The 14,914-nt window shown below is 74.3% G+C and carries 18 protein-coding genes; 12 read left to right on the top strand and 6 right to left on the bottom strand.

The features are described 5' to 3' along the window. Positions 1-40: 40 nt before the first annotated feature. Positions 41-790 (bottom strand): IclR family transcriptional regulator, encoded by a 750-nt coding sequence (locus tag PHK61_RS00450; RefSeq protein ID WP_274278995.1) that lies wholly within the window; start codon positions 788-790, stop codon positions 41-43. A gap of 112 nt (positions 791-902) precedes the next feature. On the opposite strand from PHK61_RS00450, the gene PHK61_RS00445 reads away from it, so the two are divergent. From PHK61_RS00445 to PHK61_RS00435, 3 genes are all read left to right on the top strand, one after another. Next, on the top strand, positions 903-1,829 hold the full coding sequence (locus PHK61_RS00445; RefSeq protein ID WP_274278994.1) for a Rieske (2Fe-2S) protein: 927 nt from the start codon (positions 903-905) through the stop codon (positions 1,827-1,829). A 27-nt stretch (positions 1,830-1,856) separates the two neighbouring features. Next, on the top strand, positions 1,857-2,213 hold the full coding sequence (locus PHK61_RS00440; protein WP_274278993.1) for a Rieske (2Fe-2S) protein: 357 nt from the start codon (positions 1,857-1,859) through the stop codon (positions 2,211-2,213). Between the two features lie 91 nt (positions 2,214-2,304). After that, entirely contained in the window at positions 2,305-3,006 is a 702-nt protein-coding gene (locus PHK61_RS00435) for an L-2-amino-thiazoline-4-carboxylic acid hydrolase (protein ID WP_274278992.1), read from the top strand. Between the two features lie 26 nt (positions 3,007-3,032). On the opposite strand, the gene PHK61_RS00430 is transcribed toward PHK61_RS00435, so the two are convergent. Beyond that, positions 3,033-4,343 (bottom strand): acyl-CoA dehydrogenase family protein, encoded by a 1,311-nt coding sequence (locus PHK61_RS00430; RefSeq protein WP_274278991.1) that lies wholly within the window; start codon positions 4,341-4,343, stop codon positions 3,033-3,035. Positions 4,344-4,558: 215 nt separating this feature from the next. Between PHK61_RS00430 and PHK61_RS00425 the strand changes: the two genes are divergently transcribed. The 6 genes from PHK61_RS00425 to PHK61_RS00400 all read left to right on the top strand — a co-directional run bounded on the left by PHK61_RS00425 (position 4,559) and on the right by PHK61_RS00400 (position 9,453). Next, positions 4,559-4,999, top strand: a complete 441-nt coding sequence (locus tag PHK61_RS00425) for an RrF2 family transcriptional regulator (protein WP_274278990.1) — start codon at positions 4,559-4,561, stop codon at positions 4,997-4,999. A gap of 19 nt (positions 5,000-5,018) precedes the next feature. Further along, positions 5,019-6,323 (top strand): acyl-CoA dehydrogenase family protein, encoded by a 1,305-nt coding sequence (locus PHK61_RS00420; RefSeq protein WP_274278989.1) that lies wholly within the window; start codon positions 5,019-5,021, stop codon positions 6,321-6,323. Next, positions 6,320-7,735, top strand: a complete 1,416-nt coding sequence (locus tag PHK61_RS00415; RefSeq protein ID WP_274278988.1) for a DNA-binding protein — start codon at positions 6,320-6,322, stop codon at positions 7,733-7,735. The genes PHK61_RS00420 and PHK61_RS00415 overlap by 4 nt, the downstream gene beginning before the upstream one ends. 73 nt (positions 7,736-7,808) lie before the next feature. Further along, positions 7,809-8,627 carry an SAM-dependent methyltransferase gene (locus tag PHK61_RS00410; protein WP_274278987.1) on the top strand — a complete coding sequence of 273 codons (819 nt, stop codon included), beginning with the start codon at positions 7,809-7,811 and terminating at the stop codon, positions 8,625-8,627. 74 nt (positions 8,628-8,701) lie between these two features. After that, complete coding sequence (locus PHK61_RS00405; RefSeq protein ID WP_274278986.1) at positions 8,702-9,163, top strand: TetR/AcrR family transcriptional regulator; 462 nt, start codon at positions 8,702-8,704, stop codon at positions 9,161-9,163. Then, positions 9,103-9,453 carry a hypothetical protein gene (locus PHK61_RS00400; protein ID WP_274278985.1) on the top strand — a complete coding sequence of 117 codons (351 nt, stop codon included), beginning with the start codon at positions 9,103-9,105 and terminating at the stop codon, positions 9,451-9,453. The genes PHK61_RS00405 and PHK61_RS00400 overlap by 61 nt, the downstream gene beginning before the upstream one ends. A gap of 10 nt (positions 9,454-9,463) precedes the next feature. Here PHK61_RS00400 and PHK61_RS00395 read toward each other — a convergent pair whose 3' ends face one another. Further along, the gene (locus tag PHK61_RS00395) at positions 9,464-9,895 is read right to left on the bottom strand and encodes a nitroreductase family deazaflavin-dependent oxidoreductase (RefSeq protein ID WP_274278984.1); all 432 of its coding nucleotides are present in this window, start codon (positions 9,893-9,895) and stop codon (positions 9,464-9,466) included. Between the two features lie 68 nt (positions 9,896-9,963). On the opposite strand from PHK61_RS00395, the gene PHK61_RS00390 reads away from it, so the two are divergent. Further along, the gene (locus PHK61_RS00390) at positions 9,964-10,710 is read left to right on the top strand and encodes a hypothetical protein (RefSeq protein ID WP_274278983.1); all 747 of its coding nucleotides are present in this window, start codon (positions 9,964-9,966) and stop codon (positions 10,708-10,710) included. On the opposite strand, the gene PHK61_RS00385 is transcribed toward PHK61_RS00390, so the two are convergent. Together PHK61_RS00385 and PHK61_RS00380 are read right to left on the bottom strand one after the other, a co-directional pair. Continuing rightward, positions 10,697-11,779, bottom strand: coding sequence for a hypothetical protein (locus PHK61_RS00385; protein ID WP_274278982.1), 1,083 nt, complete (start codon positions 11,777-11,779; stop codon positions 10,697-10,699). The genes PHK61_RS00390 and PHK61_RS00385 overlap by 14 nt on opposite strands. Before the next feature lie 44 nt (positions 11,780-11,823). After that, positions 11,824-12,279 carry a BLUF domain-containing protein gene (locus PHK61_RS00380; protein ID WP_274278981.1) on the bottom strand — a complete coding sequence of 152 codons (456 nt, stop codon included), beginning with the start codon at positions 12,277-12,279 and terminating at the stop codon, positions 11,824-11,826. Positions 12,280-12,365: 86 nt separating this feature from the next. Here PHK61_RS00380 and PHK61_RS00375 point away from each other — a divergent pair, with 86 nt between their 5' ends. Then, positions 12,366-12,665 (top strand): hypothetical protein, encoded by a 300-nt coding sequence (locus PHK61_RS00375; RefSeq protein ID WP_274278980.1) that lies wholly within the window; start codon positions 12,366-12,368, stop codon positions 12,663-12,665. 154 nt (positions 12,666-12,819) lie between these two features. Then, entirely contained in the window at positions 12,820-13,812 is a 993-nt protein-coding gene (locus tag PHK61_RS00370; RefSeq protein ID WP_274278979.1) for an LLM class flavin-dependent oxidoreductase, read from the top strand. Between the two features lie 61 nt (positions 13,813-13,873). Here the strand turns inward: PHK61_RS00370 and ligD are convergent, their stop codons facing one another. Then, positions 13,874-14,908, bottom strand: a complete 1,035-nt coding sequence (ligD, locus tag PHK61_RS00365) for a non-homologous end-joining DNA ligase (RefSeq protein ID WP_274278978.1) — start codon at positions 14,906-14,908, stop codon at positions 13,874-13,876. Between the last annotated feature and the right edge of the window lie 6 nt (positions 14,909-14,914).

Here is a 14,914-nt window from a genome sequence, read left to right as displayed (position 1 = left end):
GATGCGGACTCACGACCGACGCCGGGAACGGCGTTCCCGTTCAATGGGTGAGCAGCCGCTGCTCGATCCTGCGGGCGGCCGACGCGAGCGGCGCGACGCGGTCCCGCGCCCTGTCGTCGTTGGGGACGATCACCGAGACCGCCGCGGCGACCTGCCGGCCCTCGTCGCGGACGGGCACCGCGATGCCCGTCGCCTCGGGGTGCAGGAACCCGCCGCACACGACGAAGCCGTCGCGCCGGACGTCGGCGAGACGGCGGCGCAGCTCGCCGGGGTCGGTGATGGTGAACGGGGTGAAGCGCGCCAGCGGGCCCGCGAGCACCCGTTCCTGCAGGTCCGCGGGCGCGTGCGCGAGCAGCACCAGGCCCGACGACGAGGCGTGCAGCGGCAGCCGTGCGGCGATGCGGGTGTAGTTGATGACCGCCTGGTCCGCCGAGAGACGCTCGACGAACAGCACCTGCTCACCGTCGAGCACCCCGAGCTGGACGTGGTGGCCGACGTGGCCGTGCAGCTCCTCGAGCACCGGCATCGCGAGCTCGCGCAGCGAGAGCGTCGGCGAGGCCCGGGACGCCAGCTCCCAGAGCCGGGTACCGACCCGCACGCGCCGGTCGGCGTCCCGGGCGAGCAGACCGTGGGTGACCATGTCGGCGACCATCCGCGAGCCGGTCGCCGGCGGCAGCCCCGCGCGCCGCGACAGCTCCCCGACCGTCAGCGCCCGGTCGGACGGGGTGAACGCCTCGAGGATGCGCACCACCCGCTCGAGGACCGACTCCCCCGACGACGACCGCGCCACCCCCGCGAGTGTGCCGATCTGGGACACACGACGTCCACGACGGATATGGCGGAGATCACAGGACAGTGCCAGGCTCCACGCGGGACCGACTGATCGAACCGAGGGGGCGCGGATGGCGGACTCCGGAGCGACGGCGTGGCACCAGCGCGCGGTCGCGGAGATCACCCGGTGGCCGTGGCTGCAGCGGCTGAACGACCAGGCGAGCGCCGCGGTCGACCCGCTCTACGACCGCTTCCGCGCCAACCCCGTCGTCGAGCTGATGCACGGGGGACGCTGGCTAGGGCACTCGCTGCACCCCGCGCTGTCCGACCTCCCGATCGGGTTCTGGTCGGCGACGGTGCTGCTCGACGTGGTCGGTCAGGACGTGCCCGCCGACGGCGCCCGCCTCGACCCGTCGTCGACGCTCAGCGCGGCCGGGCTCGCGGCGGCGGCCGCCACCGCCGCCACCGGGGTCGCCGACTGGAGCGTCAGCGACAACGAGGACCGCCGGGTCGGGCTCTTCCACGGCCTGCTCAACGGGGCGGGCACCGTCCTCCAGGGCGTCTCGCTCGCCGCCCGGCTCTCCGGGCACCGCCGGACCGGGCGCGCGCTCGGCGCCGCGAGCCTCACCGTCACCGTCGCCGCGGCCTACATCGGTGGGCACCTCGTCCAGGGCCGCGCGGTGATGGTCAACCGGGTCGCGACCAACACCGGGCCCCAGCGCTGGGTCCGGGCGGTCGCCGACGAGGACCTGGCCGACGGCGCGGTCGCCGGCGTCGAGGTCGAGGGCCGCCACGTGCTGCTGCACCGCAGCGACGGCGAGGTGCACGCCATCGACGACGTGTGCAGCCACGCCGGCGCCCTGCTGCACCGCGGCGAGGTCGAGGGCTGCACGGTCGCCTGCCCGCTGCACTACTCGGTGTTCGACCTGCGCGACGGCCGCATCCTGCGCGGCCCGGCGCACCACCCCCAGCCCGTCCTGCCCGCGCGCGTGCGCAACGGCTGGATCGAGGTCCGCGGCTCCGCGCCCGCACCCCGGTCCCGCCGCTCGTCGAGCTAGATCGCCCACCGAGAGGACACCACCACCATGGCCTGGGAAGCCGTTGCCGACGTCGACCAGCTCGAGGAGGGCGACATGATGCTCTGCCACATGGGTGGCGAGCCGATCTGTGTCGTCCGGCTCTACGAGGACGAGGCGGTCGCGGTGCACAACACCTGCACCCACCAGCAGCAGCCGCTCAACGAGGGCTACCTCCAGGAGGACGACTCCCTCATCTGCCCGGCCCACAACTCACGGTTCGACCTGCACACCGGCGTCCCCACGGGCGTCCCGGCCGTCGACCCGATCCCGACGTACGCCTGCAAGATCGAGGACGGCGCCATCTGGGTCGACTTCGAGCAGCAGACCAACGACGCCGCGATCCCGCACAAGCCCTACCACTGATCCCGGCGCGCACTCACCCGTGGCGGGTGAGTCCCCGCGCTCCCCGGGAGGCGCATCGTCGCCACCACGCCGACGAGGGATGCGTGGTCGCGTGGACGAGGCCCGGACCGGACTGTGGGAGAGCGAGGCCCGCTGGACGATGGGCCGGGTCGTGCCGCGGGAGCTGCTGAGCGACATCGGCGCCTACCTGCGGCGTGAGGCCCCCGAACAGCGCGCGTTCGTGCTGGCGGTGATCCGGCGGCGCGCCGAGGAGATCCGGGAACAGGACGCCGACCTGCCCGTCGACGCCCCGTCGGAGGCGATGCTCGCGCTGTCGGCGACGGTGCTCGCGGCCCACGAGACGATCCTCGAGGTCTTCGACGGCGACCGGCGCCGCACCCTCCTGTTCCTGCGCCGCACCCTCGGCGCGGTCCTGCACCGGCCGCTGCGGGTGCCGTCCGGCGCGGCGGGCCGGCGGACCGACCCCCTCGGCGCGATCGAGACCGCGTGCCGCGCCGAGACCGACCACCACGGCGAGTACGTCGACGTCCGCCTCGAGCGCCCGGCCGCGGACGCGTTCGAGATGCGGGTCGAGCGCTGCTTCTTCCACGACTTCTTCGCCCGCCGCGACGCCCGCGAGGTGACGACCGTGATGTGCGCGTGGGACGCGCAGTGGCTGCGCGCGCTCGACCCGGCGGTCTGCGGCCTGCGCGCCGAGCGGACCTCGGTGCAGGCTCTCGGGGACGACGCGTGCCGGTTCCGCGTCGTGCGCACCGACGACCCGGGGGCCCGGTACACCGACGTGCTCACCTGACGTCGTCCCCGAGGCCTGCCCGGTCCCTAGCCGACGACCGTGTCGATGGCCTCGTGGTGCTTCTCGAACTTCACGTAGTCGTCCTCCATGATCGCCCGCGGGTTGAACAGGGGGTCGGCGAGGATGCCGTGGACGCGGCGGCGCTGCATGCCCATGTTGCCGCCGTCGTAGATCGGCAGGACCGCGGCCTCCCGCAGGATCTTGCCGAAGCCGTTCTTCGTCTCGAGGCTGTTGACGCCGACGATCTGCATGCACTTGTACACGCACTCGAACATCATCTCGGTGACCTGGATCTTGTTCATCGCGCCGACGAGCTCCGCGTGCTGGTCGTGCTTGTCCAGGTAGTCCGCGGCGCGCCAGGAGAAGTAGCGGCCCATCTCGATCTTCGCCGCGACGTCGCCGAGCACGTAGCCGACGTTCTGGAAGCCGATGATCGGGCGCAGCGCGCCGGCGGTGTTGCCGCGGGCGAACTCGAGGGCCATCTCGTAGGCCGCGCGCGCCATGCCGACCGCCGCGATCGCGGCGACCGGGCCGGACCACGCGAAGTTCCGGTTGATGACGAGGTCGCCGTTGCCGACCGCGCCCGGCAGGAGGTTCGCCGCCGGGATGCGGGCCTCGTCGAAGACGATCTCGGCGTTCGACGCGAGACGGTGCCCGACCTTGTCGAGGTGCCGGTAGGTCACGCCCGGGGTGTCGCGCTCGAGGACGAGCGCCGAGAGCCCCTCGGTCCCGCCCTTCTCCGAGTCGGTGCGCACGATCAGGGTCCCGGCGTCGACGCCCCGCTCGTCCCAGCCCGCCGACGAGGGCCAGTACTTGCGGCCGTTGACGACGTAGTCGTCGCCGTCGCGGACCGCGGTGAGGCCGACGCCGGCGGGGCGCGGCAGCGGGATGTCGAAGTTCGCCGTCCCCGACGGGTTGCCGGGCGGTTCGCTCGCGGTCCACCCGCCGAGGTACTCGCCGGCCGGGTCGGACGTCGCGGCGCGCAGGAAGCGGTCCTTCTGCTCGTCGGAGCCGTACCAGGCCACCGGCATGAGCCCGAGCCCGTTGCACAGCACCGTGCAGGCGAAGCCCGGGTCGACGACGCAGATCTCCTCGGCCGCGATGACCAGGTCGACACACGACACGCCGCCCCCGCCGTACTCGGCGGGCAGCATGCACATCGCGATCCCGGCCTTGTAGGCCTCGATGTAGGCGGGCTTCGTCCTCCGGAAGCCCTCGAGCGGGTCCGGCTCCGCGTCGGCCTCGGCCACGACGGGCTTGAGCACGTTCTCGGCGAACGCGCGGACCTCGTGCTGCAGCTTCTTCTGCTCGTCCGACATCGTGAAGTTGACGGTCACGGCGCACTCCTTCTCTCCGGCGACGAGCCCGGAGGGTGGGGCCGTCCGCGAGCCGGGCGGAAGCGCTGCGGCACGAGCGGCACGACATCGGGCACGAGCGGCGGGCGGGGCCGCGGGCAGCTTCCCGACCCACCGGTAGCGAACTAGCATCTGCGATACCGATTTGCGGCGAGAGAAGCTCCCGATGAGCCCGGTCCGAGCGAGACGAGCAGGTCATGAGGCACACGAGCCACGCCGACTTCGCACTGCGGGTCCTGCTCTACCTGCGGGTGGCGCCGGGACGGCAGGCCTCGGTGGCCGACATCGCCGAGGCCCACGCGGTGTCGCGGCACCACCTCGTGAAGGTCGTGCAGGGTCTGGCCGGCGCCGGGATCGTCGAGACGTCGCGGGGCCGGGGCGGCGGGGTCCGGCTCACCCGCGACCCGGCGACGATCACCGTCGGCGCCGTGATGCGCGCGATGGAGAAGGACTTCGCCGTCGTCGAGTGCCTGGGGGCCGCCCGGTTCTGCCGGGTCGCCGGTGTCTGCGGCGCGCGCAGCGTGTTCTCGCGCGCGCTGGACGCGTACTTCGCGGTCCTCGACGAGGCCTCGCTCGAGGACATCGCGGCGAACGATCTCGGGCTCAGGGGTGCGCTCGGGCTGACGACCGCTGGGTAGCCGGCCGGGAGGACGCACCGTGGCCATCGACTTCGAGCTGACCGCCGACCAGAAGAAGATCAAGGACCAGGCGCGGGAGTTCGCGCAGGAGGTCCTGCGCCCCGTGGCCGACCGCGCCGACGCGCTGCCCGACCCGCAGGAGGCCTTCCGCGCGACGAAGCCGGTCTACGAGCAGGCAGCCGCACTCGGCTACCCCGCGATGTTCCTGCCCGCCGAGTACGGCGGCGGCGGGGCCTCGACCGTCGACTTCCTCGTGGCGATCGAGGAGCTCTGCGCGGTCGACCCCGGGTTCCCCACGACCCTGCTCGTCAACGGCCTCGCGCTGATGCCGGTGCTGCACTGGGGCACCGAGGCCCAGCGCGAGCGCTGGATCGGCGCCGCCGCCGCCGACGTGCGCGGCGACTTCCTCGCCGGGTGGGTCGTCAGCGAGCGCGGCGGCACCGCGAACTTCGACCACCCCAGCCCGCAGGCCGGCATCCAGCTCGTCGCCGACCACGACCGGGCGCGCGGCGAGTACGTCCTGCACGGCGAGAAGCACTGGCCGTGCAACGCCGGCGGGTGGGACCTCGGGGGCGCCGACGTCAACCTGTGCGTCGTCCGCACCGACCGGCGCGCGGGCGGCCGGGAGGCGCTGTCGGCGGTGCTCGTCGAGCGCGGCACGCCGGGCGTGCGCTACGAGGTCATCGACAAGATGGCCCACCGGACCTGCCAGAACGTCACGATGACCTTCCGCGGCGCCCGGGTGCCCGAGGAGAACCTGCTCGCGCCCGGCGACGGCGACCTGCTGGTCAACCGGAACTTCACGTGGTCGGCGCCGATCGCGAGCATGGCGGCGGTGGCCGTGGCCCGGGGCGCCTACGACTTCGCACTCAAGTGGGCCCGGACCTACACCGGCGGCGGCAGCGGGCCGATCATCGAGCACCAGGCCGTCGGGCACCTGCTCACCGAGATCGCCGCGAGGATCGAGGCCGGCCGCTACCTGTGCTGGAAGGCCGCCCACTACCTCGACGCCACCGACGGCGAGGCCCACGCGCTGGCGGGGATGAACAAGACGTTCTGCGGCGACCTCATGCAGAGCGTGGTGGTCGACTGCATGCGGATCGTCGGCGTCAACGCCCTGGACCGCAAGTTCCCGATGGCGCGCTACTACCGCGAGGCGATGGTCTTCCCCCTCTACGACGCCGGGAACCTGGCGATGCAGCGGCGCCGCGCGTGGGGCGTCATGGCCGACGCGGCGTTCACCCCGGACACCTTCGTCGACGGCGAGCGGATCCCGTTCACGAAGGCGATGGAGGGGTACGGCGTCACCTCGGAGACCGGATGATCCCGGTCCGGGGCGCCTCGTCCTCGCGCTCGTCCTTCGACCGCGCCTTCGCGCGGACCCACGCGGCGTGGGAGCGGTTCGCCGCCGGCGCGGAGCATCCCGGCGAGGTCCCGCTCGCGATCGCGATGTCCTGGCACCGGTGCCGCGACGTGTACCGGATCGACCCCACGCGCGCGTGCCCCGCGCCGGTCGAGGACCCCGACGACGCCGACGACCCCGAGGACCCCTCGACCCGGCAGGTGCACGGCGGGCTGCTCGCCCGGCTCGGCGCGGTCGGGGCCGCCCTCGCGGCGACCGCCGGCAACCGCGTCGCGACGGTGACCGACGGCCGCGGGACCGTGCTCGCCGTGTGGGGCGACGGGCCCGCGCGCCGCCGGGCCCCGGACGCCGGCCTCGACCCCGCGCTCGCGTGGTCCGAGCCCGTCACCGGGACCAACGGCGTCGGCACGTCGATCGTCCAGCGCCGGGTCTGCTCGGTCCGCGGCCCGGAGCACTGGAGCGCGGCGCTGCACCAGTGGAGCTGCACCGGCGTGGCCTTCTGCGACCCCGTCACCGCGTCGCCGCTCGCGACCCTCACGCTCTCGAGCTGGCGCGAGATGGTGCCGATACGGCCGATCGACCTGCTCGTGGCGACCGAATCGGTGGCCGCGGTGCTGCAGGGCACCGCGGCGCGGCACGGCCGGCGGATCGCGGAGGCGTTCGCCGACCTGGAGCGGCGCACCTCGGGGGCGCTCGTGGCCCTCGACCTCGGCGGGCGCATCGTCGCGGCCAACCCGGCCGCCCGCCGCCGCGGCGCGGTCCCCGGCGAGTACGCGACCGACGACCCGGCCGGTCCCCGTCGCGGTATCCGGAGCCTGGGCCGCGTCGTCCCGGACGTGCGCGAGCGGGCCCGCGACGACCCGGGCTGGCGCGGCACGGTGTCGCTCTGGTCGGCCGTCACCGACGACGACGAGACCTACCGGGTCATCCCGGTCGTCGCCGGGTCGCACCCCATCGCCTTCCTGGCCTGCACCGACGCCCGCGCGGGGTCCGGCGAGCCCCTCGAGGACCGCCCGCCCCGCACGCGCCGCGCGCCCTGCCGTGTCCCCGCCGTGGGCGCGGGCGGGCAGATCGTCGTCCTGCGGCCCCAGGAGATCCGGTCCGCGCGCGCCGACGGGCACGCGGTGTGGTTCGCGACCGACCACGGGCCGCGGCGGGCCACGCGGCGCGGCATCGACCGGGTCGAGCGCGACCTCGCCGACGCGGGCTTCCTGCGGGTGCACCGCAGCCACCTCGTCAACCTCGCCCGGGTCCGCGACGTCGCCCGCGACAGGGACCGCCTGGTGATCAGCACCGGCCCCGGCGACGACGACCGCGTCCCCGTCGCGCGCCGCTTCGTGCCCGCCGTGCGGCGCGCGCTCGGGCTGGCGTGATCCGTACCGCCCGGCCGCCGGGAGTGAGAAGATCGTCGGGACGCACGGCGGCGGCGGGGGGGGGGGGAACGGCGTGACGAGCGGGGACTGGCGGGAGTCCGAGCGGGCGCTGGAGGCGGGCGTCGACTACGAGCGGGCCAACGCCGCCCGCATCTACGACTACCTGCTGGGCGGGGCCTGCAACTTCGCCGTCGACCGCGAGCAGGCGTCCACGATCCTCGCCCAGAACCCGGACATGGCCTCCGTGTGCCGCGCGAACCGCGACTACCTGCGCCGCGCCGTGGAGTGGTGCCTCGCACAGGGCATCACCCAGTTCCTCGACCTCGGGTCCGGGGTGCCGACGGCCGGCAACGTGCACGAGATCGCGCTGGCCCACCGGCCCGACGCGCGCGTCGCGTACGTCGACTTCGAGCCGGTCGCCGTCGCGCACGCGCACGAGGTGATCGGCGGGCTCGGGAACGTCAGCATCACGCGCGCCGACATGCGCGACACCGAGGGCGTGCTCGCCGCGCCGGGTGTGCGCGACCTGCTCGACCCCGACCGGCCGATCGCGCTGCTCACGGTCGCGGTCCTGCACTTCGTGCCCGACCCCGAGCTCCCCGCGATCCTGGCCCGCTACCGCTCCACCATGACGGCGGGCAGCGTGCACGTGATGAGCCACGGCAGCGCCGACCACGACGACCCCGAGCTCGCCGCCCGGACGCGCGCCATCCAGGACGGCTACCGCGGCAGCGCGACCGAGGTCGTGCTGCGCTCGCGACCGGAGATCCGCGAGCTGCTCGGCGGCCACGAGCTCGTCGCGCCCGGCCTCGTCGACATCGTCGACTGGCCCGTGGCCAGCCCCGGCGAGCGCCCCACCGGGGGATATGCGGCGATCGCCCGGATTCCCTGACCGACCTCGCGCCGTTCACCGCACCGATGACCTGTTCCCTGCCCGGCGACGACGCCGCTCCGCATACTCGCCGCATGACGCCCGGCTGGTTCGATCTGCCGGTGTCCCGGTGGTCGGACCAGGCCGTCACCGCACCCCTCCAGGCGCGGGCGCGCGCCACCCGCCGCGAGCTGCTCCTCGCCGCCGCCCGCCGCTTCGCCGCCCAGGGCTACCACCCGACCTCGCTGTCCCAGGTGGTCGCCGACGGCGGGCGCACGAAGGGCGCGCTGTTCTTCCACTTCGAGAACAAGTCGGCGCTGGGCTGGGCCGTCGTCGAGGAGCTGCACGCCTCCTGGCACGACATCACCGGACGCATCACCGCCCGGGGCCTCGACCCGCTGTGCGGGCTGCTCCTGGTCTACGACGCGCAGATCGCCCGCCTCATGCACGACCCGATCGTCGTGGGCGGGCTGCGCGTGATGCGCGAGGACCGGGGATGCAGGCCGACCGGAACAAGTGGGTCGAGAGCTGGCGCGTCGACACCGAGGTCCTGCTGACCCGGGCCTGCGCGGGCGGGCTCGGCCGGGGCGACGCCGACCCGGCCGCGGTGAGCTCGACGCTCCTCTCGACGGTCGTGGGGCACCACTACCTCGCCGAGGTCGCGCCCGAGGGCCCCACGCTGTGGGAGCGCATGTCCGACACCTGGCTCGCGCTGCTCCCGACCCTGGCCGCGCCCGCCTGGCTCGAGGAGTGGTCGGCGTCCGGGTGGGCGCGGCGACCCGCGCCGGACGCGGCGGCCTACGAGCGGGCGCGCCGCGAGGGCACCCACTCCCCCGTCCCGGCCTGAGCGCCCTCTCTCAGCGGGGCTCGAGCACGAACACCGGGATCTCGCGGTCGGTCTTCGTCGCGTACTCCGCGTAGTCCGGGAAGGCGGCCACGGCCCGGTCCCACCACTGCGCGCGCTCCTCGCCGGTCACGATGCGGGCGGTGTAGGGCCGGGTCTCGGTGCCGTCCTGCAGCGAGATGTCCGGGTGCGCCCGGAGGTTCTCGAACCACACCGGGTTCTCCGGCGCGCCGCCCTTCGAGGCGACGACGGCGTAGCGGCCGTCGTGCTCCACGCGCATCACCGGGGTGTAGCGGAGCTTGCCGGTGCGCGCCCCGCGCAGCGTCAGGAGCACGACCGGCGCGCCGCGCACCTCGACGCCCTCCGTGGTGCCCGTCTCCAGGATCGTCTGCGTCTGGCTCCGCACCCAGTCCGTGGGGCTGAGCTCGACCGCGTCATCGCTCACGCCCGGGGAACCCGGGGCGCCCGCGGCTTGTTCCGGCCCGCGCCGCGGCGACGGGGCACGATGGAGCCGTGACAGCGGCGCGGTGGACGCGGACCGTCCTGTCCCTGCCCAGCCTCGGCCCCGAGCCGCTGGCGGTGGACGAGGCCCGCGACGCGGTCGTCGGCTACGCCCGCGGGACGCGCTGGCTGCGGTTCCGCTCCCCCGGCGTGCCGGAGGGCCGGTGGGCGCAGGTGCCCGCCTACGGGTGGTCGCGGTTCGACGCCTGCCCGCCGGCGGAGAACCTCGACGCCGACGTCCTGCTCGGCGAGGGCCTGCACGGGCGCCTCGACCCGACCGGCTGGCACGCGGTGCACGACGCGCTGGGCGCGCTCGCCCCGCTGGAGCGCGAGCTGGCGGCCCGCGCCGACGGCCACGCCTTCTGGGACCTGCCCGACGACGAGCTCTCGGTGCTCGGCGAGCCCGGCACGGTCGGGGCGCTGCTGCGCCGGGCCGGTCACGACGCGGGGCCGCACGCCGGGCACGTCCTCGCCGCGCTGCACCACCGCCGGCCCGCCCTCGTCCCGCACCTGACCCGGACCACCCGGCGCGCGCTGCTCCCCCACCTCGAGGAGGGCGACAGCGGCGTCGAGGCCGTCGTGCGCCGCGAGCTGCGCGCCAACGCGGCCGCGTTCGGCGAGCTGGAGGCGGCGGTCCGCGCCGAGGTCGGCGACGCCCGCCCCACCCGGCTGCGCCTGCACGACGTCCTGCTGTGGCTGGCGACGACGCTGCGCTTCGCCCACGCGCGGGCGGAGGGCCGCCGGGTCAGGGCGGGCTGATCTCCGGGAACCGTGTCCGGTAGCGGTCGGCGAGCACGAGCAGGGCCAGCTCCACCACGACGGCGACCACGACGAGCTCGGCGTCGAGGTAGCCCAGCGCGACGTTGACCCCGGCGAGCGCCACCAGCAGCCCGATCCGGCAGAGCCGCACGCCCACCCGGTCGCGCCCCAGCAGCAGCGCGCCCGCGGCGACGAGCAGCAGCACCCCCACGACCGCCTCCCCGGCCGAGGCGACCACCAGCGCCGGCGGCCTGCTGCCCGGCGGGAGGGTCCGGTCGTCGAGGACGATCTGCACGTCCGGGTCGCTGCTCCACAGCGCGAGCAGCACCACGAGGCCGACCAGCGAGACGAGCCCGAGCAGCACCGACCCCGCGACCAGCACCAGCCGGTGCACCCAGCGGGGCACGAGCACGGCCTCGGCGCGCAGGAGCCCGGCGATCAGCGGGCGGGTCCGGCCCTGGATCCGGCTCAGTGGCTCCTCGACCGGGGCGGCCTCCACGACCGGGCGCAGCGCCGTGGCCCAGGCGACGAGGTCGGGACGCGAGGGTTGCGTCGCCAGCGCGTCGAGGCCGCGCAGCAGCGCGGCGCGGTCGGCAGGCCGCAGCGGGCCGTCGGCGAGCTCCGTCGACCGGACCGCGACCGAGTACGCGAGCACCCGCGGCCGGTCCCGGCGCGCGCGGCGCGCCAGCAGCGCGAGGCCGAGCACGCCCAGGAAGACCGCGTAGATGATCGGCGCGGCCAGCGGGGTGAAGTAGTCGTTGCGGGCGGTGATGAACTTGCCGACCTCGTCGACGAACAGCCCCGACCCGGCGCCCACGCACACCGCGGTCGCCGTCGACACCCAACGGTTGCTCCAGGCCAGCGCGGTCAGCCCGCCCACGAGCAGCAGCAGCCCGCCCCAGAGCGCGTGCGCGAGGTGGTACTCCCCGCCGCCGATCTGCGGGTAGTCGGTCAGGGCGAGGTAGAGCCGCGTGACCACCACCGTGACGCCGAACGCCACGGCCACCAGCCGGACGCTGTGCGCGGCGTCCTCGCGGGGCACCGGGCTCCGGCGGGCAGGGCCGCCCACGGGCAGCCCCCCGTCAGCGACCGGCGAGGCCGGCATGGCCCGGGTCAGACCGTGTCGGCGCCGATCGCGTTGCGCATGGTCGCGAAGACCTTGCTCTGCTCGGCGGTGAGATGGCTCGGCGCGGCCGGGTGGATCTGGCCGTTGGCCGTGTGCAGCGGGATGTCCGCGTGGCCGGCCGCCGAGACCTGGGCCATGGACCACTTGCCGAACGCGCGGTGCTCGACGGTCCCGGAGTCCAGGACCGCCAGGCGTTCGTGCCGGGGATCGGCGCTGATCCGCCCGTAGAGCTCCTCCACGTTGCTCTGCGGCCCCTCGAGGACCTGGGCGAAGTAGTGATCGGTGATCAGCAGCGCGCCGGTGATGTCCGCGCCCTTGTTGTTCGCGCGGGCCTGGCTGAAGATCTCACCGAGGACCGTCGGGCGGTCGGTCTTCGGGATGCGGCTGTGGCTCTGGTAGATCAACCGGAAGACCGGCGGCCCGCTCTCGTCCGCGTCGGCCATGGGTGTCCCCCTCGGGGTGGAGTGTGATCGGCATCTCATTATGCTGGGCTGTCCCCAGCTGTCCAGACTCGGAGAGGGGACCCGCGATGGCGACGGCGGTGGAGACGACCTTCCACGGTGTCTCGATGGCGGTGTACGACGACCTGCTCGGGCGCCTCGACTTCCGGCCGGGCGGCCCCTCGGAGCCGGGCTGCCTGTTCCACTTCGCGACGCCCACCGAGGACGGGTTCCGCGGGGTGGACGTCTGGGAGTCCGCCGAGGCGTTCCGGCGCTTCGTGGACGACCGGCTCGGACCGGTCCTCGGCCGGCTCGACATCGCCCCGCCCGAGGTGCGCGTGCTCGAGGTCCACAACTACCTCATCGCCCCGCCGGAGCGGCGCGGGTAGCCACGCGCTGCGGGGGCCGGCGAGGGGGCCGCCGGGCGCGCCGGACCGCGCGGCCGGTTGTGCGCGACCTGCTTGCTTCTGATCAACAGGTGCGGGAGCGTTTCCGGGCGAAGTGTGACGCGCCTGACATCCACGGCGAGGAGGCCGTTCCCCGATGAAGCTCGCTCTCTACCTGCCGAACTTCCGCACCGAGGTGACGATCAAGGAGCTCGAGGACCTCACCGACCTCGCGGAGGAGCTCGACTTCGACTCCGTCTGGACGCTCGACCGGATCGTCGTGCCGGAGGCCTCCGACCGCGAGGAGCTCCAGCACACCTTCGGCATGATGGACGGCCTGCCGCACGCCCTGCCGGTGCAGGCGCGCGGCCAGTGGTTCCAGGGCTACCCCCTGCTGCCCTGGCTCGCCGCGCGGACCTCGAAGGTCCGCATCGGGCAGAGCATCATCGACACGCCGTTCCGCGCCCCGGGCGTCCTCGCCGCGGAGCTGGCGACGATCGACCACCTCTCCGGGGGCCGGCTCAACGTCGGCCTCGGCGCCGGGTGGATGCCCGAGGAGTTCGCGGCCGCGAGCGCCGCGCACATCTTCCCGAAGCGGCACAAGCACGTCCGTGAGACGATCGAGGTCCTGCAGGGCGTCTGGGGCAACGACCTCTTCGAGTACCACGGCGAGTTCGCCGACTTCGAGCGCTGCGGGTTCGGCGCGAAGCCGCTGCAGCAGCCGCGCCCGCCGATCTTCATGAGCGGCCTCAAGGACCCGCTGCGCTCGGCGAAGCGGATCACGAAGTACGACCTCGACGGCTGGATCGGCATCCAGGACTCGCCCGACGGCCTCGGCAAGTGGCTCACCGCCATCGACCAGCAGTTCGAGGAGATCGGCAGCCCGAAGCGGTCCAAGGACCTCGAGATCTGCTCCATGATCTGGACGGTCATCACCGACACGGAGATGGACCAGAGCGACAACGGCGTCCCGTCGAACCTGCTGGTGGGCACCGAGAAGCAGCTCACCGACCGGCTCAAGGCCTACAAGGAGGCCGGCCTGACGATGCCGCTGATCTGGCCGCCGTTCACCGACGTGCCGGTGTCGAAGACGCTCGACGACCTCAAGCGGATCAAGAACGACATCATGCCGAAGGTCGAGGCGGCGTAGTCGCGACCGGGACCCGGCGGGCCGCCTCCCGGGCGGTTCGCCGGCTCCCCGCAGCGCGAGGTCAGGTGACCGTCTTGCCCGTGGTGTCGGCGCGGCTCCGGCTGGGCTGCACACGCTTGGGCTCGCCGGGCATCTTGGGGTACTCGGGCGGGTAGGGCAGGTCGCCGAGGTCGTGGTCGCGCTGGTCGCGCTCCACCCACTCGAGCACGGTCTCGAGGCTGCCCGGGTCGTCGTGCAGGCCCGCCAGGGCGTCGCCGCGCTCGGCCAGGACGCCGGCGGCGGTGAGGACGTCGAAGTCGTCGGGGTCGACGTCGGCGAGGTCGTCCCAGCGCAGCGGCATCGAGACCGTGGCGCGCGGGGTGCCGCGCACCGACCACGCCGAGGCGATCGTCCGGTCGCGGGCGGCCTGGTTGTAGTCGAGGAACACGCGCTCGCCGCGCTCCTCCTTCCACCAGTCCACGGTGGCCTGCGACGGGATGCGCCGGCAGACCTCGCGGGCCAGCGCGATCACCGCGCGCCGGACGCCGACGAAGTCCCACTCGGGGCGCACCGGCACGAGCACGTGGATGCCGCGCCCGCCCGAGGTCTTCGGCCGCCCGTGCAGGCCCGCGTCGTCGAGGACCTCGCGCAGCACGCCGGCGACGCGCACCGCGTCGGCGAAGTCGGTGCCGGGCTGCGGGTCGAGGTCGATGCGCAGCTCGTCGGGCTGGTCGACCCGGCCGCGGCGCACCGGCCAGGGGTGGAAGTCGAACGTGCCGAGGTTGGCCGCCCACGGCAGCACCGCGGTCCGGGTCGGGCAGATCTCCGTCGCCGGGCGGCCGCTGGGGAACCGGACCTCGACGGTGTCGACCCACTCGGGAGCGCCCTTGGGCACGCGCTTCTGGTAGAAGAACTCGCCGGTCACCCCGTCGACGAACCGCTTGAGGTGTGTCGGGCGCTCGTAGAGCACGGCGAGCAGCGGCTCGCGGACCGCGACGTAGTGCTCGACGACCTGCCGCTTGGTGATCCCGCGGTCCGGGAAGTAGACCTTGTCGGGATTGGTGACGCGGACGGTCAGACCGTCGACGTCGAGCTCCTCCGCCGGGGACTTCGCCACGGCGGC

Source organism: Actinomycetospora lutea, assembly GCF_028737205.1.
GTDB classification, from domain to species: domain Bacteria; phylum Actinomycetota; class Actinomycetes; order Mycobacteriales; family Pseudonocardiaceae; genus Actinomycetospora; species Actinomycetospora lutea.
Note: the sequence above shows the minus strand (reverse complement) of the source record. Positions and strands in the feature narration are given on the sequence as shown.